The organism is Kitasatospora sp. NPDC001225, from assembly GCF_053597855.1.
In genome coordinates this window covers 74437-97097 of sequence record NZ_JBSFJC010000008.1, presented here as the reverse complement: position 1 = coordinate 97097, position 22661 = coordinate 74437, and the positions used below count along the sequence as shown (strand labels likewise).

The following is a 22661-nucleotide window of genomic DNA, read 5'->3' as shown; positions in this document are numbered from 1 at the left end:
CACCGTCATGGCCTGGCTCGTTCTGATCCTCTCGGGTTTCCTCGAAACCGTCTGGGCGGTCGCCCTGGAATCGTCCAAGGGCTTCACCCGCCTCGTTCCCAGCCTCGTCTTCGGCGTCGCCCTGCTGTTCAGCATGGGCGGGCTGGCGTACGCGATGCGCACCATTCCGATCGGTACCGGCTACGCGGTCTGGGTCGGCATCGGCGCGGTCGGCACCGCGGTCTACGGCATGGCCGTCCTGGGGGACGCGGTGACCATGGCCCGGATCGGCTGCCTGCTGCTGATCGTCTCCGGCGTGGTGGGCCTCAAGGTGTTGCACTGAGCCCCGGCGGGCCCGCGGCGTAGGTCCCGGGGCGGAGTCGATCACCGACCGGGGTCAGGGGTCATCGGGGCGGACGGCTCTTACGATGTTACGTATGACCACTGCCTCCCCCACCTCGGTCGACCCTGTTCCGATACCCCTCGACGACGACCCCGGTGGCGGGGTGCTCGGCGGCCGCTACCGCGCGCTGACCCTGGGGATCGTCTCGGTGGTCCTGGTGATCGCCTTCGAGGCGACGGCCGTCAACACCGCGATGCCGACCGCGGCCCGCCAGCTGAACGGGCTCGGGCTGTACGCCTTCGCCTTCTCCGGCTACTTCACCACCACCCTGTTCGCCCTGGTCGTCTCCGGCCAGTGGTGCGACCGGAGCGGCCCGCTGAGGCCGCTGTTCAGCGGCATCGCGGTGTTCGGCGTGGGGCTGGTGGTGGCCGGGACGGCGCCCGGGATGTGGGTGTTCGTGGCCGGCCGGGCGATCCAGGGCCTGGGCGGCGGGCTGGTGATCGTCGCGCTGTACGTGGTCGTCGGCCGGGCCTACCCGGAGCGGCTGCGGCCCGCGGTGTTCGCGGCCTTCTCCTCCGCCTGGGTGCTGCCCTCGATCATCGGCCCGCTGGTCTCCGGGGCCGTCACCCAGCACCTGGGCTGGCGCTGGGTGTTCCTGGCCGTGCCGGTGCTGATCCTGCTGCCGCTGGCCGTGATGGGCCCGGCGCTGGCCCGCTCGGAGCGGGAGCGCCCGGTGGTCCGGGGCGCGGCCTTCGACCGCCGTCGCACCCTGCTGGCCGCGATGGCGGCGGTCGGCGCCGGCCTGCTGCAGTACGCGGGCCAGCGGCGCGACCTGATCGGGCTGCTCCCGGGGATCGCCGGGGCGGCGCTGCTGGTGCCGGCCGTCCTGGGGCTGCTGCCGACCGGGACCCTGCGGGCCGGGCGGGGGCTGCCGGCGGTGATCCTGCTGCGCGGGATGGCGGCCGGGGCGTTCCTCGGCGCCGAGGCCTTCGTCCCGCTGATGATGACCACCCAGCGGGACCTCTCGCCGACGCTGGCCGGCCTGACCCTGACCAGCGGCGGCCTCACCTGGGCGGTCGGCTCCTGGCTCCAGGGCCGGCCCGGGGCGGAGCGCTACCGCGAGGCGATGATCCGGGGCGGCCTGCTGCTGACCGCGGTGGCGATCGGGGGCGCCGCGCTGGTGCTGTTCCCGGCGGTGCCGGCCTGGGTCGCGTCGGTGGCCTGGGGCGTCGGCGGCATCGGGATGGGGATGGCGATCGCGAGCGTCAGCGTGCTGATGATGAAGCTCTCCACGCCGGAGGACGCCGGGGCCAACTCGGCCGCCCTGCAGATGAGCGACGCGCTGGGCAACGTGCTGCTGACCGGGATGGCCGGGGTGCTGTTCGCGGCGCTGGGCGGCGGCTCGCTCGCCGCCGCCCACGAGGGCGGCGGGGCGGCCGGCTCGCCCGGCGCCTTCGCGGTGATCCTGCTGTCGATGGCCGGGGTGGCGCTGCTCGGCGCGCTGCTGGCCGGCCGGGTGCGGGCGAAGGCCTGACGGTCAGGACCCGGCGGGGGCTCCGGCCCCCACCGGGGCGCCGAGGAAGGCCTCCCAGCCGCCGGCCGGTGCCTGGCCCGGGGCGAGGGTCTGGAGCTTGCGCAGCACCGCCGGGTCCTGGGCGTCCAGCCAGTCGACCAGCTGCCGGAAGGAGACCAGCCGGACCTCCGGCTTGCCCGCGATGGTCCGGAGGACGTCCTCGACGGCGTTCATGTAGATGCCGCCGTTCCACTCCTCGAAGTGGTTGCCGATGACGTACGGCGCCCGGTTGCCGTTGTAGGTGCGGTCGAAGCCCATCAGGTAGGCGTCGCGGGCCTGGGTCTGGAAGCCGGGGTGGAGCGCCGGGTCGGCCTTGGTGTTGGGGCCGCACTGGTTGTACATGATGTTGTAGTCCATCGAGAGCACCTGGAAGGTGTGCCCGGGGAACGGGATGGACTGCAGCGGGAGGTCCCACAGGGCGCCGCCCTGGATCTTCTGCGGCCACACCTGGGTGCCGTTGCCGCTGCTGTCGTAGCGCCAGCCGCGCTTGACCGCGGTGGGCAGCAGGTTGCGCTGGCCCTCCAGACAGGGGGTGCGGCTGCCGATCAGCTCCTTGCGGTAGTCGAAGGGCAGCGCCGGCAGGTCGGTGAAGCCGGTGTTGGTGCGCCAGTTCGTCACGAAGTCCATCGCCTGCTGGATCTCGCTGTCCCACTCCTCGGGGGACCACTTGCCGACGCCGGTGGAGCCGCAGAAGTGGCCGTTGAAGTGGGTCCCGATCTCGTGGCCCTCCAGCCAGGCCGCGTGCACGTTCTCCAGGGTGTCGCGGATGTGCTGGTCGCTCAGGTAGCCGATGTCGGAGGCGCCGGCCCTGTGCTGCGGCGGGCGGTAGAGGTCCTTCTTGGACTCCGGCAGCAGGTAGAGGCCGCTGAGGAAGAAGGTCATCTTCGCGTCGTGCTCCTGCGCCAGCCGGCGGAAGCGGGCGAACAGGCCGTTGTCGAGCTCGCCGGCGCCGTCCCAGGAGAAGACCACGAACTGCGGCGGGCGCTGGCCGGGCTGCAGCCGGTCGGGGACCGGCTGGTGCGGCTGGGCGCCGGTGTCCGAGGTGGAGCCGTCGCCGATCAGGACGGCCTGCGGCTTGGGGGCCGGGGCCGGGGCGGGGGTGTCGCCCCGCTCGTCGGCCGCGCCGGTGGCCGGGACGACGGCTCCGGGCACCCGCACTCCGCCGGTGGCGTGGTCGCTGCCGCAGCCGGCCGCCAGGGTGGCGGCGGTGGCGGCGCCCGCCGCCAGCAGGGTGCGGCGTGAGAGGGCTTCCATGGTCACTCCGTTCGTGGGGCGGTGGGGCGGTGTGCGGGAGTGCGGAGTCCGGTCGGACAAGTGGGTGATACAACCCGTGGCCGGGTCAGCATGGCACGGGGGCGGGGCCGGTCGGAGAGGCGCAGCGCGTCGTCCGGAGCGATCGCCCGAACGCCGCAACCGATCGGGTCCGTAGAACCGTCGGTAGCTCGTGTCGGGAGTGTTCCTGCGGCGATCGTATGCGGGGGGCGGCCGTCGCGCTCCGCGACCGGGTGCCCACGGGGCGCACGAAAGAGGGCGTCAGCCCTGCCGATCGGCGGGTGCCGGTACGACCGTCGTATGGACGTGCCTTACAGTCCGTTCCGGTTGAATTGTTTCCCAGGAAACTCCCAGGAAGCGGGGTTCCGTCGGCAGAGGGGAGCGCCCGTGGGCGTCCAGCAGAGCAGGGGGCCCTGGCCGGGCACCCTGGCGGCGGGTGCCGCGCTGGTGCTCGGTGCCTGGCTCGTGCACGACGGAGGCCCGTCGCTGCCGCCCGCGCCGGGGGCCGGCCAGGCCCAGGCCGGGATCACGCCGGTCTCGGTCGTCCCTCCGCTGGGCCCGTCCGCGCCGACCCGGATCCGCATCCCGGCGGTGCGCCTGGACGCCCCGGTCACCGCGCTCGGACTGGACGCGGACGGCCACCTGCAGACCCCGCCCGAGGCGGACCGCAACCTGGCGGGCTGGTACCGGGGCGGGGCCAGCCCCGGCCAGCGCGGTACCGCGATCCTGGCGGGACACGTCGACAACAAGACCGGCCCCGCGGTCTTCTATCATCTGGGCGCGCTCCGTCGGGGGGACCGGATCGAGATCGCCCGGGCGGACGGCGCCACCGCCGTCTACCAGCTCTACGCCATCGAAGTGCACGACCGAAAGGACTTCCCGGACGATCGGGTCTACCGTCAGGCCACTGACGCGCAGCTGCGGGTGATCACCTGCGGCGGCTCGTACAGCGAGGAGCACGGCTACGACGGCAACGTCGTCGCCTACGGCTTCCTGGCCGACACCACCCCGCCGGGCAAAGCCGCATGAGCACGCTGACCCTTGCCTCCCGCTGGAACCCGATCGACTGGCCGCTCACCGAGGGCCTGATCCCGCACGCCGTGCTGGCGGCCGGCTGGGCGGCGCTGATCGCGCTCGCCGTCGGCCGCGGCCGGAGCTGGTGGCGGGTCCGCCTGCCCGCCGCCCTGATCACCGCCGCGGCGCTCAGCTGGCTGCTGGACGTCGTGGTCGACGGCTGGTGGCACCCCTTCCCGGAGGGCACGCCCAAGTACGTCACCTGGTGGATAGCCATCGCCCTGACCGGGCTCTGCCTGGCCGGCTACCGGATGCGCCGGCTCACCTGGCGGCGGCGGGGGCTCGCGCTGGGCCTGTGCGGCCTGGTGGTGCTGATGGCCTCCTCCGAGGTGAACATCGGCTTCGGCCAGTTCCCGAGCGGGCGCGTGATGCTCGCGCCGTGGCTGACCAAGACCGACGGGCTGGTCGCCGACAAGGCGGGCCAGACCGTGGCCGCCCCGCCGGGCAGGACGCTGGAGGAGGTCTGGCAGCCCCCGGCGGACCTGCCCGAGAAGGGCACCGTGTCGGTGGTGCCGATCCCCGGCACCAAGTCGGGCTTCAAGGCCCGCGACGCGTACGTCTACCTCCCGCCCGCCTACCAGGCCACCCCGCGGCCGCTGCTCCCGGTGATCGTGATGATCACCGGTCAGCCCGGCGTCCCGGGGGACTGGGTGCTCTCCGCGCAGATCAACGAGGCGCTGGACGCCTACGCCGCGGACCACGGCGGCCTCGCGCCGATCGTGGTGATGCCCGACCAGCTCGGCTCCACCTGGGCCAACACGCTCTGCCTCGACTCCAAGATCGCCAAGACCCAGACCTACCTGGCGGTGGACGTCCCCGAGTGGGTGCACCAGCACCTCCAGACGGCGGCCGGCCGGAAGTCCTGGGCGATCGGGGGCGCCTCGATGGGTGGAACCTGCGCCCTCCAGCTCGGCGTCAACGCCTCCGACGTGTACGGCACCGTCCTCGACATGTCCGGGCAGGAGGAACCGACCCTGGGCAGTCGGGAACAGACCGTCAAGGCCGCCTTCGGTGGTGACGAGAAGAAGTTCGACGCGGTCGATCCGCTCCAGGTGATGGCCCGCAAGAAGTTCCCGGACACCAACGTCGCGTTGGTCGTCGGCGAGACCGACGAGGAGTTCAGACCGCAGATGGAGAAGGTCTACCAGGCCGCGCAGGCGGCCGGAATGAAGTCCAAGTTCGAACTGATGCCGGGTGGCCACGGCTGGGTCGTCTTCCGGCCCGGCATCGCCCAGCAGCTCCCGTGGCTCGCCCAGCAGACCGGGCTGACCCGGTGACCGGGGCGGGGACGGCGCTGGCCACCGTCGGCGAGCAGCGCGGGCCGGGGCCGGACGCGGAGCGCTCGGCCGAGCGCGGCACCGACCGGGCCGACCGGGCGCCGGTCACCCGGACGCCGGAGCCGCGCCCGCAGAAGGTCCGGCGGGCGGCCGGGGTCCTCGGCGCCAGGCTGCGCTCGGCGCCGCTGACGCTGGCCCTGCTGGCCGGGCTCTGGCTGCTCGGCGCGGCCACCCGCAGCCTGGGCCACGGCCCGTCGGACCGGCTGCTGGAGCGGGCCGGCATCGGCCTGTCCACGCTGGCCGAGGGCCACTGGTGGACGCCGGTCACCTCGATGTTCTGGTGTTCGGGCCGCGGCTCGTACGTGTTCACCAGCCTGCTGCTGCTCCTGGTCGGCCCGGCCGCCGAGCACCGGCTCGGGCGGCTGCGCACCCTCGCGGTGCTGGTCGGCGGGCAGGTCGTCGGCACCCTGCTGGGCACCGGGCTGGTCGCGTTCGGCTCCTCGGCGGGGGAGCAGTGGACCGCCTCGGTGGCCGACCAGATCTCGGTCGGCCCCGGCGTCGGCGTGTTCGCGCTGGCCGGGGTCCTCGGGTACCGGCTCACCGTGCTCTGGCGCCGCCGGCTGCACCTGCTGGTGCTGCTCGTCCCGCTGGTGATGACGCTGTACGTGGGCCACCTGCAGAGCGTCCAGCGGTGCGCCGCCGCGCTGGCCGGGCTCGGCCTGGGCGCGCTGGTCAGCCGGGGCCGCCCGCACCTGCGCACGCACCGCTCCTCGCACTCGGAGACCCGGGTGCTGGTGGCGCTCTGCCTGGTCGCGGCCGCCTTCGGGCCGCTGCTCGCCTCGCTGTACGACAACGCCAGCGGGCCGTTCAACACCTTCTCCGAGCTGTACTTCTCGCACCGGCTCAGCCCGGACGAGGTGGCCGACTTCTGCGCGCAGTCGGCGCACGACTGCGCCCGGGCGCACGCCGTCGTCCGGATCTTCGACACCCCGGGCCGGATGATGGCCGCGCTGATCCCGGCACTGCTGCTGGTGCTCGCCGAGGGGCTGCGCCGGGGCCTGCGGTTCGCCTGGCTGGTCACCGTGGCCACCGAGCTGCTCTGGGCGGCGCTGCTGTGCTGGCTCTACCTGGACGCCGGGCCGGTCAGCCGGGACGTGGTGCAGTACTTCGTCGAGGCGCTGCTGCTGCCGCTGCTGACCACCGCGCTGCTGGTGGCCACCCGCAAGCGGTTCCTGCTGCGGCTGTCCGGCCGCTCGGTGCGCCGGCTGGCCCTGGTGCTCGGCGGCGCGGCGCTCGCCTCCGCGGCCACCTACGTGGGGGTCGGGCGGCTGGTGGCCGGGGAGTTCGAGCCGGGGGCGTCCGCCCGCCGGCTGGTGGCCGGGCTGCCGGCCCAGTTCCTGCCGCCCGCGTACAACGACCTGCTGCCGGACTACCCGATCGCGGTCGGGCCGGTGGCGCGCTTCCTGGAGACGTACTGCGGGCTGGCGTTCTGGGCGGTCGCGCTGGCCGTGCTGCTGTCGGTCTTCCGCCGGCCGGTGCTGCACACCGACGCGGCGGCGGCCGCCCGCGCGCGGGCGCTGCTGGCCGAGCACGGCGGCGGGACGCTCTCGTTCATCGCCACCTGGGACGGCAACCACTACTGGTTCGACGAGGGCGGCCGGGCGGCCGTCGCCTACCGGGTGGTGGGCACCGTCGCGCTGACCACCGGCGACCCGTTCGGCGCGCCGGAGGACCGGGCCCGGGCGGTGGCCGGCTTCGCCCGGTACTGCGACGCGCGCGGCTGGACGCCGTGCTTCTACAGCGTCTGCGGCGAGACCAGGGCCGCCACCGCGCAGCTCGGCTGGCGCTCGGTGCAGGTCGCCGAGGACACCGTGGTGCCGCTGCCCGAGCTGGCCTTCACCGGCCGCAAGTGGCAGGACATCCGCACGGCCCTCAACAAGGCCGGCAAGCAGGGCATCTCCGCGGAGTGGTGGGCGTACCACGAGGCGCCGCTCGCGCTGCGGGAGCAGATCCGGGCGATCTCCGAGGAGTGGGTCTCCGAGAAGGGCCTGCCGGAGATGGGCTTCACGCTCGGCGGGCTGGAGGAGCTGGACGACCCGGACGTGCGGGTGCTGATCGCGGTGGACGAGCAGCGGGTGGTGCACGGGCTGACCAGCTGGATGCCGGTGTACGAGAACGGCGTGCCGGTCGGCTGGACGCTGGACTTCATGCGCCGGCGCTCGGACGGCTTCCGCGGCGTCAGCGAGTTCCTGATCGCCTCGGCGGCGCTCGGCTTCAAGGAGGAGGGCGCGCGCTTCCTGTCGCTGTCGGGCGCGCCGCTGGCCCGGACCGGGCAGGACGAGGAGCCCACCGGCCTGCAGCGGATGCTGGACTGGATGGGCAAGGTGCTGGAGCCGGTGTACGGCTTCCGCTCGCTGCTGGCGTTCAAGGCGAAGTTCCAGCCGGAGTACCGGCCGATGTACATGGCGTACCCCGACCCGGCCGCGCTGCCCGGCATCACCAGGGCGATCGGCAAGGCGTACCTGCCGCACCTGACGGCGGCCCAGGGCGTCCGGCTGATGCGCAAGCTCTCGGGCTGACCCGCCCCTGGGGGCGCGACCGTACGGGCTTCCCGGGCCCCGGACCCGGGTCGCCGCGCGACGGACGCGGACGGACGGTTCACCACGCGGGCGGGCGCGTCACGGCCCGGAAGCACGGGGGCGCTTCCGCGGGCCGGCGCCCCCGTCAGCCGAGCAGCTGGGCGAGCGCGCGGTCGGCGTCCAGGTGCAGGTGCTCCTCGCCCTCGGGGACGACCAGCCGGCTGCGCCACAGGAAGCGGCGCAGGTCGGCGGCGTCGAACTGGAGCAGCGCGGTGCCCTCGGGCGCCCGCAGCTCGACCATGGTGCGCCGGCCGACCGCGGGCCGGACGTGGACGTCCCCGGCGCCGGACGGCAGCTCCAGACCGGCCGAGAGCAGCTGGCGCGCGAAGACCCAGACGATGTCCTCGGAGCCCCGGCGCTCGGCCGGGTCGTCCAGCGAGAACTCGGCGGGGAAGGCCATCCGGACGGCCAGCGGGTCCTCCGGCAGGTAGGAGAGCCCCACCCGCAGCCGGACGGAGCGGTGGGAGGAGAGGATCAGGCGGGCCTGGACGGTCTCTTCGACGGTGCGCACGGGCGGGGTCCCTTCGGTTCGGTGCGAGGCTGCGTGACAGCAGTGAGGGTTGCTGCGGCCTCACCCTGGTGAGAGTCCCGGGACGGGTGGTGCTTACCGGATTCCACGAGGCAATCGGTGTGATCCGGGTCACATCGATTTCCGGCCGCGCGGGCCCGGCGCGGAGCGCCGCCTGGAGGCCCGAACGGCGCCGGACCCGGTACGCTGGGCGGGTTGTCCGATTGCCGCCCGACCGCGGGGTGAGGCCGCAAAACCGCCTCTGACCTGCGATGATCCCCCTCGGAGACCGTGAGTACTGCCGCCGCCTCCTCGATGCCGCTGTTCTCCGACGTACCGGAGCCGCAGGCGCCCGTCCGATCCGTCGGCCACGCCGCGCCCGCCGGTTCGCACCACCTCTCCCCGGCCTTCCCCGGCCGCGCCCCCTGGGGCACCGCCGGCAAGCTGCGGGCCTGGCAGCAGGGCGCGCTGGACAAGTACATCGAGACCCAGCCGCGCGACTTCCTCGCGGTCGCCACCCCGGGCGCAGGCAAGACCACCTTCGCGCTCACCCTGGCCTCGTACCTGCTGCACAACCACCTGGTGCAGCAGGTGACGGTCGTCGCACCGACCGAGCACCTGAAGAAGCAGTGGGCCGAGGCCGCCGCGCGGATAGGCATCCGGCTGGACCCGGCGTACTCCTCCGGGCCGCTCTCCCGGGACTACCACGGCATCGTGGTCACCTACGCGGGCGTCGGGGTCAACCCGATGCTGCACCGCAACCGGACCGAGGCCCGCAAGACCCTCGTGATCATGGACGAGATCCACCACGCCGGTGACTCCAAGTCCTGGGGCGAGGCCTGCTTCGAGGCCTTCGAACCGGCCACCCGCCGACTGGCGCTGACCGGTACGCCGTTCCGCTCCGACACCAACCCGATCCCGTTCGTGGCCTACGACGCGGGCAGCGACGGCATCCGCAAGTCCATCGCCGACTACACCTACGGCTACGGGCACGCGCTCGCCGACCACGTCGTCCGTCCGGTGATCTTCCTCAGCTACAGCGGCAACATGCGCTGGCGCACCAAGTCCGGCGACGAGCTGGAGGCCCGGCTCGGCGAGCCGATGACCAAGGACCTGATCGCCCAGGCCTGGCGCACCGCGCTGTCCCCGCAGGGCGAGTGGATCCCCTCCGTCCTCCAGGCCGCCGACCGGCGCCTCACCGAGGTCCGCAAGGCGATCCCGGACGCCGGCGGACTGGTCATCGCCACCGACCAGAACGTGGCCCGCGCCTACGCCAAGATGCTGCGCGAGATCAGCGGCGAGAAGGTCACCCTGGTCCTCTCCGACGAGACCGAGGCCTCCAAGCGGATCTCCGACTACGCGGAGGGGACCTCGCGCTGGATGGTCGCCGTCCGCATGGTGTCCGAGGGCGTCGACGTGCCCCGGCTGTGCGTCGGGGTCTACGCCACCTCGATCTCCACCCCGCTGTTCTTCGCCCAGGCCGTCGGCCGCTTCGTGCGCGCCCGCAAGCGCGGCGAGACGGCCTCGGTGTTCCTGCCGACCATCCCGATGCTGCTGGGCTTCGCCAACGAGATGGAGCTCCAGCGCGACCACGTGCTGGACCGGCCGAAGAAGGAGGGCGACGGCCTCTTCGACGAGGAGGACCGGCTGCTCGCCGAGGCCGAGCGGGCCAACGACGGGCCGGACGGCGCGGGCGGCGACGAGTTCTCCTACGAGGCGCTGGGCTCCGAGGCGGTCTTCGACCGGGTCCTGTACAACGCCATGGAGTTCGGCATGCAGGCCCACCCGGGGAGCGAGGAGGAGGAGGACTACCTCGGCATCCCGGGCCTGCTGGAGCCGGACCAGGTGCAGATGCTGCTCCAGAAGCGCCAGCACCGGCAGATCCAGCGCAGCAGGACCAAGCCCGCCGAGGAGGCCGACCTGCTGGAGCTGCCGGCCGAGCAGCGGCCGGTGGTCACCCACCAGGAGCTGCGGGAGCTGCGCAAGGAGCTGAACGCGCTGGTGGCCGCCTGGCACCACCGCACCAACCAGCCGCACGGCACCATCCACAACGAGCTGCGCCGCCAGTGCGGCGGGCCGCTCACCGCGCAGGCCACCGCCAACCAGCTCAAGGCGCGGATCGTGAAGATCCGGGAGTGGGCCAACTAGTCCGGGCGGCGGCCCGGCGGGGCCTGTCGGCGGAGGGGCTTCGAAGGGCGGCGCGTCCGGTCATCGGACCGGGGGCGCGTCCGGAGCCCGACGCACCCGGCGAATCGCGGGGGTTCGTCCCGAATTCGAGGCGCTGTTGGAGTTGATCACGCCCGAATTTTGGACAACCACTTCCGTCGCGTCATTTCCTTCACTACCTTTCCCCCACGCTCTTCCGTCGGGCAACCCCCGCGGGACGGCGTCGCAGGGCCGTGCGCGTCAACGACGACGCCGTACGGCCCGAGCGCGGCCACCCCCACCTGCGCGCGACACCGACCTTGGAACGGCGCCGCCCGCCCCGCGAGCGCCGCGGAAAGGATTGCCCGTCGTGACAGCCGAGACCTCCCAGACCCTGGACCGCGGCGTCCGGGTCCTCAAGCTCCTCGCCGACTCCGAGCGCGGGCTCACCGTGACCGAGCTGGCCGCCCGGCTGGCCGTCAACCGGACCGTGGTCTACCGGCTGCTGGCCACCCTGGAGCAGCACGGCCTGGTCCGCCGGGACATCGGCGGGCGCGCCCGGGTCGGCCTCGGTGTGCTGCGCCTCGCGCACCGGGTGCACCCGCTGCTGCGCGAGGCCGCGCTGCCGGCCCTGCGCAGCCTCGCCGAGGACCTCGGCGCCACCGCCCACCTGACCCTGGTGGACGGCAACGAGGCGCTGGCCGTCGCCGTGGTCGAGCCCAGCTGGACCGACTTCCACGTCGCCTACCGGACCGGCCTGCGCCACCCGCTCACCGAGAGCGCGGCCGGCCGGGCGATCCTGGAGGCGCGCACCTTCCCCAGCCAGCGCCGGCCCGAGCAGGGCTTCGTCATCACCCGGGCGGAGGAGCAGTCCGGGGCGAGCGGGGCCGCCGCCGCGCTGGTCGGACTGAGCGGCATCGAGGGCAGCGTCGGCGTGGTGATGCTGAACGGCATGGTGCCCGAGCGGGTCGGCCCCCGGGTGGTGGAGGCGGCGACCGAGGTGGCCGACGCCCTGAGGTAGCGCCCGCACCCGGTGTCGGGTGTGTTTGGATTCCCCTTGTGTCCGACACCAAGCTCTCCAAGGCCCTCACCTCCCCGCGGACCCGCGCGCTCACGCTGTGCGGGGTGCTGGTCGCCGTGCTGTTCGGGGTGGCCGCCTTCGTCCCGCTGCCGTACACGATCACCTGGCCGGGCCTGACCGCGGACACCCTGGGCTCGTACGAGGACAAGCCGGTCCTCACGATCACGGGCGCGCCGCTGCGCACCACCGAGGGCGAGCTGCGGATGGTCACCATCACGGCGACCAACCCGGGGCAGAAGAACACCTTCTGGCGCTCGATGCAGGCCTGGTTCGACCCGAAGGAGGCCGTGCGCCCGACCGAGACGGTCTACCCGGAGAGCAACCCGGTGAAGGCCGACGAGGCGACCGCCGCGCAGATGGCCGAGTCGCAGGACGCCGCCACCGCGGCCGCGCTGAACTACCTCCGCCTGTCGCCGGACCAGGTGAAGGTCAAGGTCGACCTGGGCGCGGTCGGCGGCCCGAGCGCCGGCCAGATGCTGGCGCTGGGCATCGTCGACAAGCTGGCCGGCGACGGCAAGGGCGGCGACCTCACCGGCGGGCTCACCGTGGCCGGCACCGGCACCATCGAGGCGGACGGCACCGTCGGCCCGGTCGGCGGCGTCCCCCTGAAGACGCAGGCGGCGGCCCGGGACGGCGCGACGGTGTTCCTGCTGCCCAAGGACGAGTGCTCGGACGCCAAGGTGAACACCCCGAAGTCGCTGCGGCTGGTGCCGGTCGGCACCCTCGGCGAGGCGGTCTCCGCCCTGGAGGCGCTGAAGAGCGGCGGCAGCGTCCCGTCCTGCTGACCTCCGGCCGGCCTCGTGCGGGCCTCCGACCGGCCGGGCGTCCCCCCGCACGGGGTCGGCCCGGCCCGCGCGGTCAGATTCCGAAGGCGACCGCGGCGAAGTCCTCGCCGAGCCGGGTGCGCAGCTCGGCGGCGATCCCGGCCAGCCGGTGGGCCTGGGCCATCGGCAGGGAGACCGAGATCGCGCCGATGCCGTTGCCCGCGACGATCGGCACCGCCGCACCCGCCGAGCCGAGCGCGTACTCCTGGAACTGGGTGATCGGGACGGCCCGCCGCGGGCCCTGGCGGGGCAGCAGCGGCAGGCAGGCCGGGTCCCGCAGGGTGTACGGGGTGAACGGCACCATCGGGTAGCGGGCCAGGTGGGCCCGGCGCTCCTCGGCGGTCATCAGGGCGAGCAGGGTCTTCCCGGCCGCGTGGGCGTGGGCGCCGACCCGCCAGCTGTGCCGGTCGATCAGCGGCGCGCCGGGGGCCTCGGCGGCCTCGATCAGCTCCACCTCGCCGTGCCGGTACCAGGTGAAGTAGACGGCGGCGGACAGCTCGTCGGCGAGCAGGCCCAGCAGGGCCCTGAGCCGGGCCCGGTCGGTGGCCGGGCCGTCGTCCCGGACCAGCCCGGTGACGGCTGGGCCGGTCAGGTAGCGGCCGCTGTGGCGCTCCAGGTAGTGGTCGTGCACCAGGGTGCGCAGCAGGTGGTAGGCGGTGCCCAGGGCGAGGTCGGTGTCCCGGGCGAGCTGCTTGGCGGTGGCGCCCTTGGGGTAGCGGGCGGCCGCCGCCAGCAGGCGCAGGGCGCGCTGGGCGGAGGCGATGAGGGTGGGGGCGGTACCGTCGGCCGCGACGGCGTTCGTCATGCGGGGGCCGACCAGGGGGAGGGCGCGGCCGCCACGGGTATCAGCGGGCCGGAGAGCGGCGCCAGGATTTGTAGAACGTTCATACATAAATCTTGCGGCCCCCGACGCCTCCTGCCTATGCCGAATCGGCGCGTGGCGTGGCGCGGACCCTCCTACTCGGCGGCGGCCTGGTCCACCAGCGGCAGGATCCGGTACGGCACCGGGTTCTCCAGCACGATCGCGGTGGACGAGCGGACGATCCCGTCGAAGCCCAGCACCCGGTCGATCACCCGCTGCAGATCGGCGTTGGACCGGGCCACGATCCGCACCAGCATGTCCCCGATCCCGGTGATGGTGTGCAGCTCCAGCACCTCCGGCACGCTCGCCAGGTGCGCCCGCACGTCCGCGCCCTGCCCCTGGGAGATCTCCAGGGTGGCGAAGGCCGTCACCGGGTAGCCGATCGCCGCCGGGTCCACCTCCGGGCCGAAGCCGCCGATCACGCCCTTGGCCTGGAGCCGGTCCAGCCGGGCCTGGACGGTGCCCCGGGCGACCTGCAGCCGGCGCGAGCACTCCAGCACCCCGATCCGGGGCTCCTCGGCGAGCAGCCGGATCAGCCGGCCGTCCAGCGGGTCGATCGTGTCGTTCGTACTGCCCACGATGGAATTCCCTTGAGGGGCAGTGGAGTTGGGGGAGCCGGGGGAGCTCGGCGAGTGGGCGGGGGGCATTCGCGGCACCGTCCTGTGGTGGGCATTCTGTACAGCGGCGCGGCCGATTCTCCCGCTCCGGGGCACAGCTTGACCAGGAGGAAACGGAACAGTTGCGCGCGGGTCGGCCCGGCGACACCCTCCAGCCACACCCCCGTGCGCAGGGCCCCACCCCCGGTGCCGGGGGCGGCCACGATGGTCCGTACGCCTACCGGGAGGGCAGTCATGACCGACACCGCCGCCGAACCCGCCCTGTTCGGGGCAGACCTCCCAGCGGACCCGGCGGAGGCGGGGCCGCTGCCGATGGGCCGCGCCGACGCGGTGGTCTTCGCGGTCGCCGACGCCGAGCGGGCGGCCCGCCGCTACTGCGCCGCGCTCGGGCTGCGATGTACCGCGTACGCCGGGCCGGAGACCGGCGAGCCGGAGCTGCTCTCGTACGTGCTCGCGGCGCCGGGCACGCGGATCGTGCTCACCTCCCCGGTGCCCGCCGCCCCGCCGGTGCCCGCCGCCCCGGTGCGGGCCGCCTCCCGGACCGCGCCCCGGGTGCGGACCGGCGGCCCGCGCGGCCGGGAGCTGACCGCGTACCTGGACCGGTACGGGGACGGGGTGCTGGACCTCGCGGTGAGCGTGCCGGACGTCTACTACGCCTACGACTACGCGGTGGACCGGGGCGCGCTGTCGCTGGCCGAGCCGTACGAGGCGCGGGACGACTACGGCGCGGTGGTGCTCGCCACCATCGGGGTGCCGGGCGGGACCAGGCACACGCTGGTGGACCGGGCGGGGTACGTGGGGCCGTACCTGCCGGGGTACGTGCCGTGCGACGGCCTCTGACGGGGCGTCGTGCGGCGGACCGGTTCCTGACGGACCGCCGGAAGCGCCTCAGCGGATCGCCGTCTCCACGATCGGCGGGTGGCCGTTCCAGGAGGCGAAGACGGAGTTGGCCTCGTCGCCCCGGGTGAAGTCGACCCGCAGCCACTGGCCGTCGGTCCACACCTGCATCTGCCAGCCCGGGTCCGGGGTGGCGGAGACCAGGGTGGCCCGGTCCGGCTTCAGGTCCAGCGCGACCTTGCCGCCCGGGATCGGGTAGCTCTTCACCGTGGACGTCGTGGTGGCGGTGGGGACGGGCCGGCGGGTGGGCGGCGCGGCGGCGGTGGTGGCGGGGGCCGGGCCGTGCGGGGCGGTGGCGGTGGTGGCGGCGTTGGTGGTGCCGGTGGTCGGGGAGACCGCCGGGGAAGGGGTCGTGGACTGTGCGGCGGAGCGCGGCTGGTCCGCGGTGGCGGGCGCGGAGTGCAGCGTGCCGTCGGCCTTCGGGGAGGGCAGCGGCAGCGCCGTGGGCCGTTCGAACGCGGCGCCGGTCAGCACCGCGTGCACGCCGAGCCAGGACAGCGCCACCGCCGCCCCGGTGGCCGCCGCCCAGGCGCCGAGCTGTACCAGTCCGTTCCGCATCGTCCGCACATCCTGCCGTATTTCCATACGGATGGAGACCGGCACCCCCGGTATTCAGCAGGGCAGTTGCACAATGTCCGGACCCACCCCCGAGGTACAGACCACTGACCGGCGATGGCGTACCGTGCAGGCCCATGGCAACAGTGCTCGTGGTCGAGGACGACCCCTTCGTACGATCCGCCCTCATCCGGCACCTGACCGACACCGGTCACGCGGTCCGCAGTGTGGGCACGGCTCTGGAGGCGCTGCGGGAGGTCGCCCAGGTCGGCTGTGACCTGGTGATCCTCGACCTCGGCCTGCCGGACCTGGACGGCAGCGAGGCGCTCAAGATGATCCGGGGCCTGACCAACGTTCCGGTGATCATCTCCACCGCCCGGGACGACGAGGCCGAGATCATCCGGCTGCTCAACGACGGCGCCGACGACTACCTGGTGAAACCTTTCTCCGGGGAGCACCTCAGCGCCCGGATGACCGCCGTGCTGCGCCGCTTCGGCAGCGGCTCGGCCCCCGTCGCCCAGGTGCTGCGGGTCGGCGGACTGGCCATCGACCTCCAGCGGCGGGAGGCCGCGCTGGACGGACGGCCGCTCGACCTGACCCGCCGTGAGTTCGACCTGCTGGCCTTCCTGGCCGCCCGGCCCGGCGTGGTGGTGCCGCGCAAGGAGATCCTCGCCGAGGTCTGGCAGCAGACCTACGGCGGCGACCAGACCATCGACGTCCACCTCTCCTGGCTGCGCCGCAAGCTCGGCGAGACCGCCTCCAACCCCCGCTACCTGCACACCGTCCGGGGCGTCGGGGTCCGACTGGAGGCCGCCGGAGGACTGCCGGAGCACCGGACATGAGGCGGTTCGGGCGCTCGCTGCGCTGGGCCCTGATCAAGGCCGCGGTGGCCGGGACCACCATGGTCGCGCTGGCCTTCCTGATCCCGCTCGGGCTGATGGTCCAACAGACCGCGCGGGACCGGGCCTTCACCGCCGCCGAGCGGCAGGCCGCGGCGCTCGGGCCCGCCCTGGCCATCACCACCGACGAGGACGCGGTCAACCGGGCCCTGGCCAGTACGGACGCGGGCGGGCAGGGGCGGATGGCGGTGCACCTTCCGGCGGCCGGGCAGCCCGCCGGAGCGGGCGGCGCCGAGGCGGCGGCCGTGGGGACGGGCGGGGGCGGCCCCGGGACGGTGGCCGCGGGGACGGGCGGAGGAGGCCCCGGTGTGGCGGCCGCCGGGACCGGCGAGCCCGAGGGCCCGATGCTGGGGGTGGGGCGCGCCGCCGCGGCCGACGTGGCCACGGCCGGCGGAAAGGGCCGCTCCTTCACCGTGAAGGTGGCCGGCGGGTACGCCCTGCTCCAGCCGGTCGCGGTGGACACCGGGCGGACCGCGGTGGTCGAGGTGTTCGTGGCCGAGAGCGACCTCACCCGGGGCGTGGCCACCGCCTGGCAGGTGCTCTCCGCCGTGGCGCTCGGCCTGGTCGCCATCTCGGTGCTGGTCGCCGACCGGATGGGCAGCCGCATCGTCGCCTCCGCGCGGAAGCTCGCCGCCGCCGCCCGCTCGCTCGGCGCCGGGAACCTCGCGGTGCGGGTCCCGGTGGAGGGTCGGCTGGTCGCGGGCAGCCCGGAGGAACTGCGCGAGGCCGGCCAGGCGTTCAACACCATGGCCGACCGGGTGGTCCAACTCCTCGCCGCCGAACGGGAACTGGCCGCGGACCTGTCGCACCGGCTGCGCACCCCGCTGACCGTGCTGCGGCTCAACGCCGCCTCGCTCGGCGAGGGCGACGCGGCCGACGCCACCCGGCACGCGGTCGCCCAACTGGAGCGCGAGGTCGACCAGATCATCCGCTCGGCCCGCCGCGCCCCCGAGGACGCGCCCGTCGTCGCGGTTGGCTGCGACGCCGCCGAGGTGATCCGGGAGCGGGTCGCCTTCTGGTCGGCGCTGGCCGAGGACGAGGGGCGCCGCTGGCAGCTGGCCGGCGCCGAGCGGGCGGCGCCGGTGCCCGTCCAGCGCGGCGACCTGGCGGCCGCCGTCGACGCGCTGCTCGGCAACGTCTTCCGGCACACCGCCGTCGGCACCGCCTTCTCGGTGGACGTACTGGCCACCGACTGCTCGGTGATCGTGCTGGTCGGCGACGCCGGACCGGGGTACAGCGACCCGGCCGCCGCCCTCAAGCGCGGCGAGGGCCACGGCGGCGAGGGCTCCACCGGCCTCGGCCTGGACATCGTCCGCAAGCTCGCCGAGTCCACCGGCGGGGACCTCGCGCTCGGCCGCTCCGCGGTGCTCGGCGGCGCCGAGACCCGGCTGCGGCTGCGCACCGGGCCGCAGGAGGCGGCGCCCGCGCGGGGCGGACGGCGGCGGAGCCGGGGCGCGCTGTTCCAGAAGTGACGGCGGCTCGGGGTGGCCGGGCGCCAGGTGTGGCGGCACGGCGGCCGCGCGCTCTTCCTTAACGGCGGCCTAAGGGACCTCTACCGCTCGCTCAGCCCGCCCGCCGCGCCCCCGGCCCACCGCTAGCGTCGGTCGCGCCGACCTCCACCCCGGCGCCGACCCCACCCCGGCCGTCACCCCCACGGCGACCGGTGTGCCCGTTCCCCCGGTCGGCGCCGGGGCCGGACACACCCTGTGCGTGGACACCCCGCTCCACCCGCCGTACGACCTGGTCGCAGGGGCCAGGGCCTGCGCCGACGCGACGTGCTCCAGCGTCGTCCAGCAGCCGCTGGACTTCACCCGGGCCCTGGGGGCGTACACGGGCTGAGGGTCCGGCCCCGTCCGGTCTCCTGATCTTCCGATCGCGTGATCGCCTGATTCCCGGTCCTGGCCGTCCGTGCCCCGCTCGCGGCGGAGGACGGCTGGTCAGGGCCGGTTCGTCACGCCGGGTAGTCGATCGTGTCCGGTTCCGCCTGGGCGGCATCCGGTATCGTCGCTGGTTGGCCCAGCCGTGGACGGAGTGGACAGTGACAGCGGTGCAAGACGAGCGCAGCCCGGTGCGGACCGCACCCGACCCCTCGCCCGCCCCCCTGTCGGACCGGCTGCGCCGGGCCCTCGGCGCCCCCGTCCGGGCGCTGCGCGAGGCCCCCCGCCGTCCGCTGCTGGCGGCCTCCGCCGTCGCGCTGCTGTCCCTGCTGGTGTACGCGGTGGTCCGCCACTTCGTGCACACCTCGATGGTGGACATGATCGTCTACCGGGCCGAGGGCGCCGCCGTGGCCAACGGCACCGACCTGTACGCGCTGCGCGTCACCGAGTGGAACCTGCCGGCGACCTACCCGCCGTTCGCGGCGATGCTGTTCGTCCCGACCACCTGGTTCCCGGTCCCCTTCCTCCGGGTGGCGATCACTCTCGGCAACATCGGGCTGCTCGCCCTGCTGACCCACCTGTCCTTCAAGCTGGCCGGGTGGCCGCGCCGCGAGCTGCGGCCGATCGGCGTGATCCTGGTGACCGGCCTCGGGGTCTGGCTCGAACCGGTCTTCACCACGCTCCGTTACGGCCAGATCAACCTCGCGCTGGCCTGCCTGATCCTCTGGGACCTCACCCGTCCGGACGGGCGGCGGAGCAAGGGTGTGGCGATCGGCATCGCCGCCGGCATCAAGCTCACCCCCGGCCTGTTCGCCGTCTACCTGCTGGTCACCGGACGGATCCGGGCCGCCTTCGTGGCCGGCCTCACCTTCCTCGGCACCTTCCTGCTCGGCGCCCTGGTCCTGCCCGACGCCACCTGGGGCTTCTGGACCAAGTACCTCTACGACTCCTCCCGGGTCGGCAAGACCTGGATCGTCGACAACCAGTCGATGCGCGGCGCCTTCGCCCGCCTGCTGCACAGCGCCGACCCCGGCACCGTCGCCACCCTCGGCGCCGGCCTGGTCGCGGTGGCCGGCCTCGCCGTCGCCGCCTGGGCCGCGCGCAGCGGCCGCTGGCTGCCCCGGGCCGAGGCCTGGGGCGTCTGCTGCGCGGCCGTCACCGCCGTCCTGATCTCGCCGATCAGCTGGACCCACCACTGGGTCTGGTGCGTGCCGATGCTCGTCCTGCTCGCCGCCGAGGCCTCGGTCGAGCACGCCCGCCCGGCCGGCGTCCGCCGACTGCGCTGGCGGGCCGCCTTCTGGGCCACGCTGGTCGCCTTCCTGTCCTTCGCGATGTGGGCCGCGAAGCCGGTCGGCCTGGCCGTCCTCGACATGTCACCGTGGCGCCAGCTGCCGACCTCCGTCTACCCGTGGGTCGGACTCTGCTTCCTGATCGCCGCCGCCGTCCGGATAAGGGCCCGACGGCGCTCGGCCGGCGCGCCGCTGGTCCGGCTGCCCGGACAGCGGGAGACCGGCGGCCCGGACGCCGCCCGCGGTCGTCAGCAGGCCCCCGCGGCCCGCTGAGCCGGCGGGGGCGCCGCTCCTGCTTCCCTGTTCCCGCGCTCGCGGTTCCTGCCGAGCCCGCTGCCCGTGCTCGTGGTCGCGGTCGTGGCCGTGCTCTCGCGGGTGTCCGTGTCCGTGTCCCTGCTGCTGTCCGTGCCGGTGCACGCTGCGGCGCACGCCTAGGCGAGCAGCTCGGCGAGCGAGCCGTCCATGTCCAGCGCGGCCAGCTCGCTGCCCGGCGGGACCAGCCGGTGCGCCCGCTCCAGCCAGGCCGCGACGATCGGCAGCGGGGCCTCCAGCAGGGCGTCCCCGGCGGGCGAGCTCAGGGCCAGACAGAGCACGCTGCGCCGCCCCGAGCGGGTCGGCCAGATCCGGACGTCGCCCTGGCCGCACGGGCGGAAGGTGCCCTCGACCAGCAGCTCGCGGGCGAACACCCAGGTCACCGGGGAACCGGTGTCCAGGTGGAAGGTGATGTACACCGCGTACGGGTCGTGGCTGCCGTAGGACAGTCGGGCCGGGACGGGGACGCTGTGCTCCGGCGAGAGCACCAGGTTGAGCTCCAGCTCGTGCTCGACGACGCTGACGGGACGCTCCATGATCGTCTTCCTCTCTGCCTTCGGGCGGTGCCCGGTTCCGGGCCCCTGTGACCTTTGAGAGGGCGGTCCGCACCGGCTCTTACACACGTTTCCGGGATTTCTTCGGGAAGTTTGGTGAGGGGTGGTGAACGGCGGGTGGCACGGCGCGCGGGCCATCGTCGTGCGCTGGGTTCCTTACCTTGAGCCACCCTCCACTGTCCGGGGATTCGCGAACTTTCCGTCACGGCTTCGATGAGGTACTACCCTTTGTGACTGCCCGGCGACTGTCCGCCCATCGGTGGCTCCCCCACGCGCGCCGAACGCCGGGCGCGCGCCTGGTCGTGCGCGCGGGGGGACGCGTCTGCGGTGGTCGGGCCCGGTCGGCCCGCACCGTCCTCGTCAGGCCCTGCCAGGAAAGAAGACCCCCATGACGGACCGCCCCTTCGCCGCCGCCGGCGACCCGGCCGTCGCACCCGAGCCCGGCTACTACCCCGACCCCTCCATCCCCGGCTTCATCCGGTACTGGGGCGGCTCTGCCTGGGTGCCCGGCACCAGCCGGCCCGCGCCCGCGGAGGGCGAGGTGCCGGCGCCGCCCCGGTACGCGACCCGCCCTCCCGTCCCGGGCGGGCCGGCGGCGCGGGCGGTGCCGCCGCCGGTGGTGCTGCTGGAGGCGGTGGCGCCGGAGGCGGGGTGTGCGGGGCCGGCGGCCCCGGAACCGGCGGCTCCGGAGCAGGTGGCCCTGGGGGCGGTGCCGCTGGGGGCGGTTCCCCCGGGGTCGGCGCCTTCCGGGGTGGCGCCCCCGGGGTCCGTGGCGGAGGTGCGGGGCGGGCTGCCGGCGGGCGGGGGCGACACCGGGCCGGTGTACTTCGACCAGACCTCGGGCGGGGCGTCCTTCGTGCTCGGGCCGCGGGTGGCGGAGGTGATCGGCGGGCCGGTGTTCCGGACGGTCGACGGGCCGGGGGTGCTGTCGGGGGTTTCGCCGGGGGTGCCGTCCGGGGTGCCGTCCGGGGGGCCGTCGGGTTTCGCCGGTGCCGAGCCGCCCGGGGTCGTGGACGCGCCGGTGGCCTTCGGTGCGGTGCCCGAGGCGGCCCCGGTCCCGGTTCCGGCGCTGGGGCTGGGCCCGGCTCCGGCCGCCGCTCCGGTCGCCGGGGATTTCGAGTCCGGCTGGCAGGCCGATCCGCGGGCGCAGCGGGGCCTGATGGAGACGGGCGACGCGCCCCGTTGGGTCTCCTGGGGGGTGCTTCCGGAGGCGCCCGAGGTGGAGCAGGGGCGTGCGGAGCCCGAGCGTGCTCCGATTGCCGCGGAACTGGCCGCCGCCGGCGCTCCCGCCGTGGCGGTGGCGGTGCGGGAGGCCCCGGTGCCGGCCGTCCTGGCCTCGGGCCCGGTGCCGGTGGTCGGCGAGGAGATGCTCCGGAGCCCGCTTCAGGCCCCGGTCCCGGCCGCGACCGCGGCCGCCTCGAAGCCCCTGGCCGCGGCGGCGGCGACCGCCTCCGCCCACGCCGCTCCGCTGCCCGCCGTACGGGCGGTCCGGGAGACCGCCGTCCAGCCCCGCCCGTCCGCCGCCACCCCCGTCCCCGCGCCCTCCCGGGCCGCCCGGACCTCCCGGGACGCCCGGACCACCCGGATCCCCGGGCCGGCCGGCCTCGGCCGCCGACTGGCGGCGCGGACGGTGGACACCGCCGTGCTGCTGGTGGTCGCGGTCGCCGCCGGGATCCCGCTCGGCAACTCGGTCTCCGACCACCTCCGGCAGAAGGTCGACCAGGCCCGGATGGCCAGCGCCCTCACCCGGCGCCAGGTCCAGGTCTGGCTGGTGGACGACGTGGTGCTGGGCAAGATCGCCGTGCTGATCGGCATCCTGCTGTTCGTCAGCCTGCTCTACGAGGTGCTGCCGGTCGCCCGCACCGGACAGACCTTCGGCAAGCGGATCGTCCGGATCCGCGTGGTGGACGCCGCCGCCCCCGCGGCCCGCACCAGGCTGAGCCTCGGCCGCTCGCTGCTCCGCTGGGCCGTGCGGCAGCTGGGCGCGGTGCTGCTGCTCGGCCTGGTCTGGCCGGTGTTCGACCGTACGGCGCGGCGGGGCTGGCAGGACCGCGCGGCCAGGACCCGGGTGGTGCGCGGCTGAG

General features: G+C 74.6%; 20 protein-coding genes. 14 read left to right on the top strand and 6 right to left on the bottom strand.

Annotated features, from left to right (window positions below):
* Window positions 1-7 precede the first annotated feature (7 nt).
* Together ACWDCZ_RS04735 and ACWDCZ_RS04730 are read left to right on the top strand one after the other, a co-directional pair.
* On the top strand, window positions 8-322 hold the full coding sequence (locus ACWDCZ_RS04735) for a DMT family transporter (RefSeq protein WP_049656934.1): 315 nt from the start codon (window positions 8-10) through the stop codon (window positions 320-322).
* 94 nt (window positions 323-416) lie between these two features.
* Window positions 417-1856, top strand: coding sequence for an MFS transporter (locus ACWDCZ_RS04730; RefSeq protein WP_117488028.1), 1440 nt, complete (start codon window positions 417-419; stop codon window positions 1854-1856).
* 3 nt (window positions 1857-1859) lie between these two features.
* On the opposite strand, the gene ACWDCZ_RS04725 is transcribed toward ACWDCZ_RS04730, so the two are convergent.
* On the bottom strand, window positions 1860-3149 hold the full coding sequence (locus ACWDCZ_RS04725) for a polysaccharide deacetylase family protein (RefSeq protein ID WP_199823158.1): 1290 nt from the start codon (window positions 3147-3149) through the stop codon (window positions 1860-1862).
* Between the two features lie 405 nt (window positions 3150-3554).
* Between ACWDCZ_RS04725 and ACWDCZ_RS04720 the strand changes: the two genes are divergently transcribed.
* Genes ACWDCZ_RS04720 through ACWDCZ_RS04710 form a run of 3 tightly spaced genes read left to right on the top strand, consistent with a single transcriptional unit; the run spans window position 3555 to window position 8097 of the window.
* Window positions 3555-4196 carry a class F sortase gene (locus tag ACWDCZ_RS04720; RefSeq protein WP_049656930.1) on the top strand — a complete coding sequence of 214 codons (642 nt, stop codon included), beginning with the start codon at window positions 3555-3557 and terminating at the stop codon, window positions 4194-4196.
* Complete coding sequence (locus ACWDCZ_RS04715) at window positions 4193-5518, top strand: alpha/beta hydrolase (protein WP_049656928.1); 1326 nt, start codon at window positions 4193-4195, stop codon at window positions 5516-5518. Before ACWDCZ_RS04720 ends, ACWDCZ_RS04715 begins: the two co-directional genes overlap by 4 nt.
* Window positions 5485-8097, top strand: a complete 2613-nt coding sequence (locus tag ACWDCZ_RS04710) for a rhomboid family intramembrane serine protease (protein WP_147409113.1) — start codon at window positions 5485-5487, stop codon at window positions 8095-8097. Before ACWDCZ_RS04715 ends, ACWDCZ_RS04710 begins: the two co-directional genes overlap by 34 nt.
* A gap of 145 nt (window positions 8098-8242) precedes the next feature.
* On the opposite strand, the gene ACWDCZ_RS04705 is transcribed toward ACWDCZ_RS04710, so the two are convergent.
* Window positions 8243-8668 carry an SsgA family sporulation/cell division regulator gene (locus tag ACWDCZ_RS04705; protein WP_049654781.1) on the bottom strand — a complete coding sequence of 142 codons (426 nt, stop codon included), beginning with the start codon at window positions 8666-8668 and terminating at the stop codon, window positions 8243-8245.
* A gap of 312 nt (window positions 8669-8980) precedes the next feature.
* On the opposite strand from ACWDCZ_RS04705, the gene ACWDCZ_RS04700 reads away from it, so the two are divergent.
* The 3 genes from ACWDCZ_RS04700 to ACWDCZ_RS04690 all read left to right on the top strand — a co-directional run bounded on the left by ACWDCZ_RS04700 (window position 8981) and on the right by ACWDCZ_RS04690 (window position 12676).
* Complete coding sequence (locus ACWDCZ_RS04700; RefSeq protein ID WP_449815199.1) at window positions 8981-10813, top strand: DEAD/DEAH box helicase; 1833 nt, start codon at window positions 8981-8983, stop codon at window positions 10811-10813.
* Between the two features lie 367 nt (window positions 10814-11180).
* Window positions 11181-11831, top strand: coding sequence for an IclR family transcriptional regulator (locus ACWDCZ_RS04695; protein WP_049654777.1), 651 nt, complete (start codon window positions 11181-11183; stop codon window positions 11829-11831).
* A gap of 38 nt (window positions 11832-11869) precedes the next feature.
* The gene (locus ACWDCZ_RS04690) at window positions 11870-12676 is read left to right on the top strand and encodes a S16 family serine protease (RefSeq protein ID WP_449815193.1); all 807 of its coding nucleotides are present in this window, start codon (window positions 11870-11872) and stop codon (window positions 12674-12676) included.
* A gap of 73 nt (window positions 12677-12749) precedes the next feature.
* On the opposite strand, the gene ACWDCZ_RS04685 is transcribed toward ACWDCZ_RS04690, so the two are convergent.
* Both ACWDCZ_RS04685 and ACWDCZ_RS04680 read right to left on the bottom strand, forming a co-directional pair.
* Window positions 12750-13520: a helix-turn-helix domain-containing protein gene (locus ACWDCZ_RS04685; protein WP_049654774.1), complete on the bottom strand. Its 771-nt coding sequence runs from the start codon at window positions 13518-13520 to the stop codon at window positions 12750-12752.
* Between the two features lie 152 nt (window positions 13521-13672).
* Window positions 13673-14155 carry an Lrp/AsnC family transcriptional regulator gene (locus ACWDCZ_RS04680; RefSeq protein ID WP_181970601.1) on the bottom strand — a complete coding sequence of 161 codons (483 nt, stop codon included), beginning with the start codon at window positions 14153-14155 and terminating at the stop codon, window positions 13673-13675.
* 273 nt (window positions 14156-14428) lie between these two features.
* Here ACWDCZ_RS04680 and ACWDCZ_RS04675 point away from each other — a divergent pair, with 273 nt between their 5' ends.
* Window positions 14429-15034, top strand: coding sequence for a VOC family protein (locus tag ACWDCZ_RS04675; RefSeq protein ID WP_449815192.1), 606 nt, complete (start codon window positions 14429-14431; stop codon window positions 15032-15034).
* 48 nt (window positions 15035-15082) lie between these two features.
* Here ACWDCZ_RS04675 and ACWDCZ_RS04670 read toward each other — a convergent pair whose 3' ends face one another.
* Window positions 15083-15649 (bottom strand): hypothetical protein, encoded by a 567-nt coding sequence (locus ACWDCZ_RS04670; RefSeq protein WP_449815191.1) that lies wholly within the window; start codon window positions 15647-15649, stop codon window positions 15083-15085.
* A gap of 134 nt (window positions 15650-15783) precedes the next feature.
* Between ACWDCZ_RS04670 and ACWDCZ_RS04665 the strand changes: the two genes are divergently transcribed.
* The 4 genes from ACWDCZ_RS04665 (at window position 15784) to ACWDCZ_RS04650 (ending at window position 19984) form a co-directional block, all read left to right on the top strand.
* Window positions 15784-16488 carry a response regulator transcription factor gene (locus ACWDCZ_RS04665; protein ID WP_449815190.1) on the top strand — a complete coding sequence of 235 codons (705 nt, stop codon included), beginning with the start codon at window positions 15784-15786 and terminating at the stop codon, window positions 16486-16488.
* Complete coding sequence (locus tag ACWDCZ_RS04660; RefSeq protein ID WP_449815189.1) at window positions 16485-18017, top strand: sensor histidine kinase; 1533 nt, start codon at window positions 16485-16487, stop codon at window positions 18015-18017. Before ACWDCZ_RS04665 ends, ACWDCZ_RS04660 begins: the two co-directional genes overlap by 4 nt.
* A 193-nt stretch (window positions 18018-18210) precedes the next feature.
* A complete protein-coding gene (locus ACWDCZ_RS04655) occupies window positions 18211-18384 on the top strand; it encodes a hypothetical protein (RefSeq protein WP_449815188.1) in 174 nt (57 codons plus the stop codon).
* A gap of 199 nt (window positions 18385-18583) precedes the next feature.
* Window positions 18584-19984, top strand: a complete 1401-nt coding sequence (locus tag ACWDCZ_RS04650; protein ID WP_117488016.1) for a glycosyltransferase 87 family protein — start codon at window positions 18584-18586, stop codon at window positions 19982-19984.
* 158 nt (window positions 19985-20142) lie between these two features.
* On the opposite strand, the gene ACWDCZ_RS04645 is transcribed toward ACWDCZ_RS04650, so the two are convergent.
* A complete protein-coding gene (locus ACWDCZ_RS04645; protein ID WP_049658875.1) occupies window positions 20143-20559 on the bottom strand; it encodes an SsgA family sporulation/cell division regulator in 417 nt (138 codons plus the stop codon).
* A gap of 406 nt (window positions 20560-20965) precedes the next feature.
* Between ACWDCZ_RS04645 and ACWDCZ_RS04640 the strand changes: the two genes are divergently transcribed.
* Window positions 20966-22660: an RDD family protein gene (locus ACWDCZ_RS04640; RefSeq protein WP_449815187.1), complete on the top strand. Its 1695-nt coding sequence runs from the start codon at window positions 20966-20968 to the stop codon at window positions 22658-22660.
* Window position 22661 lies beyond the last annotated feature (1 nt).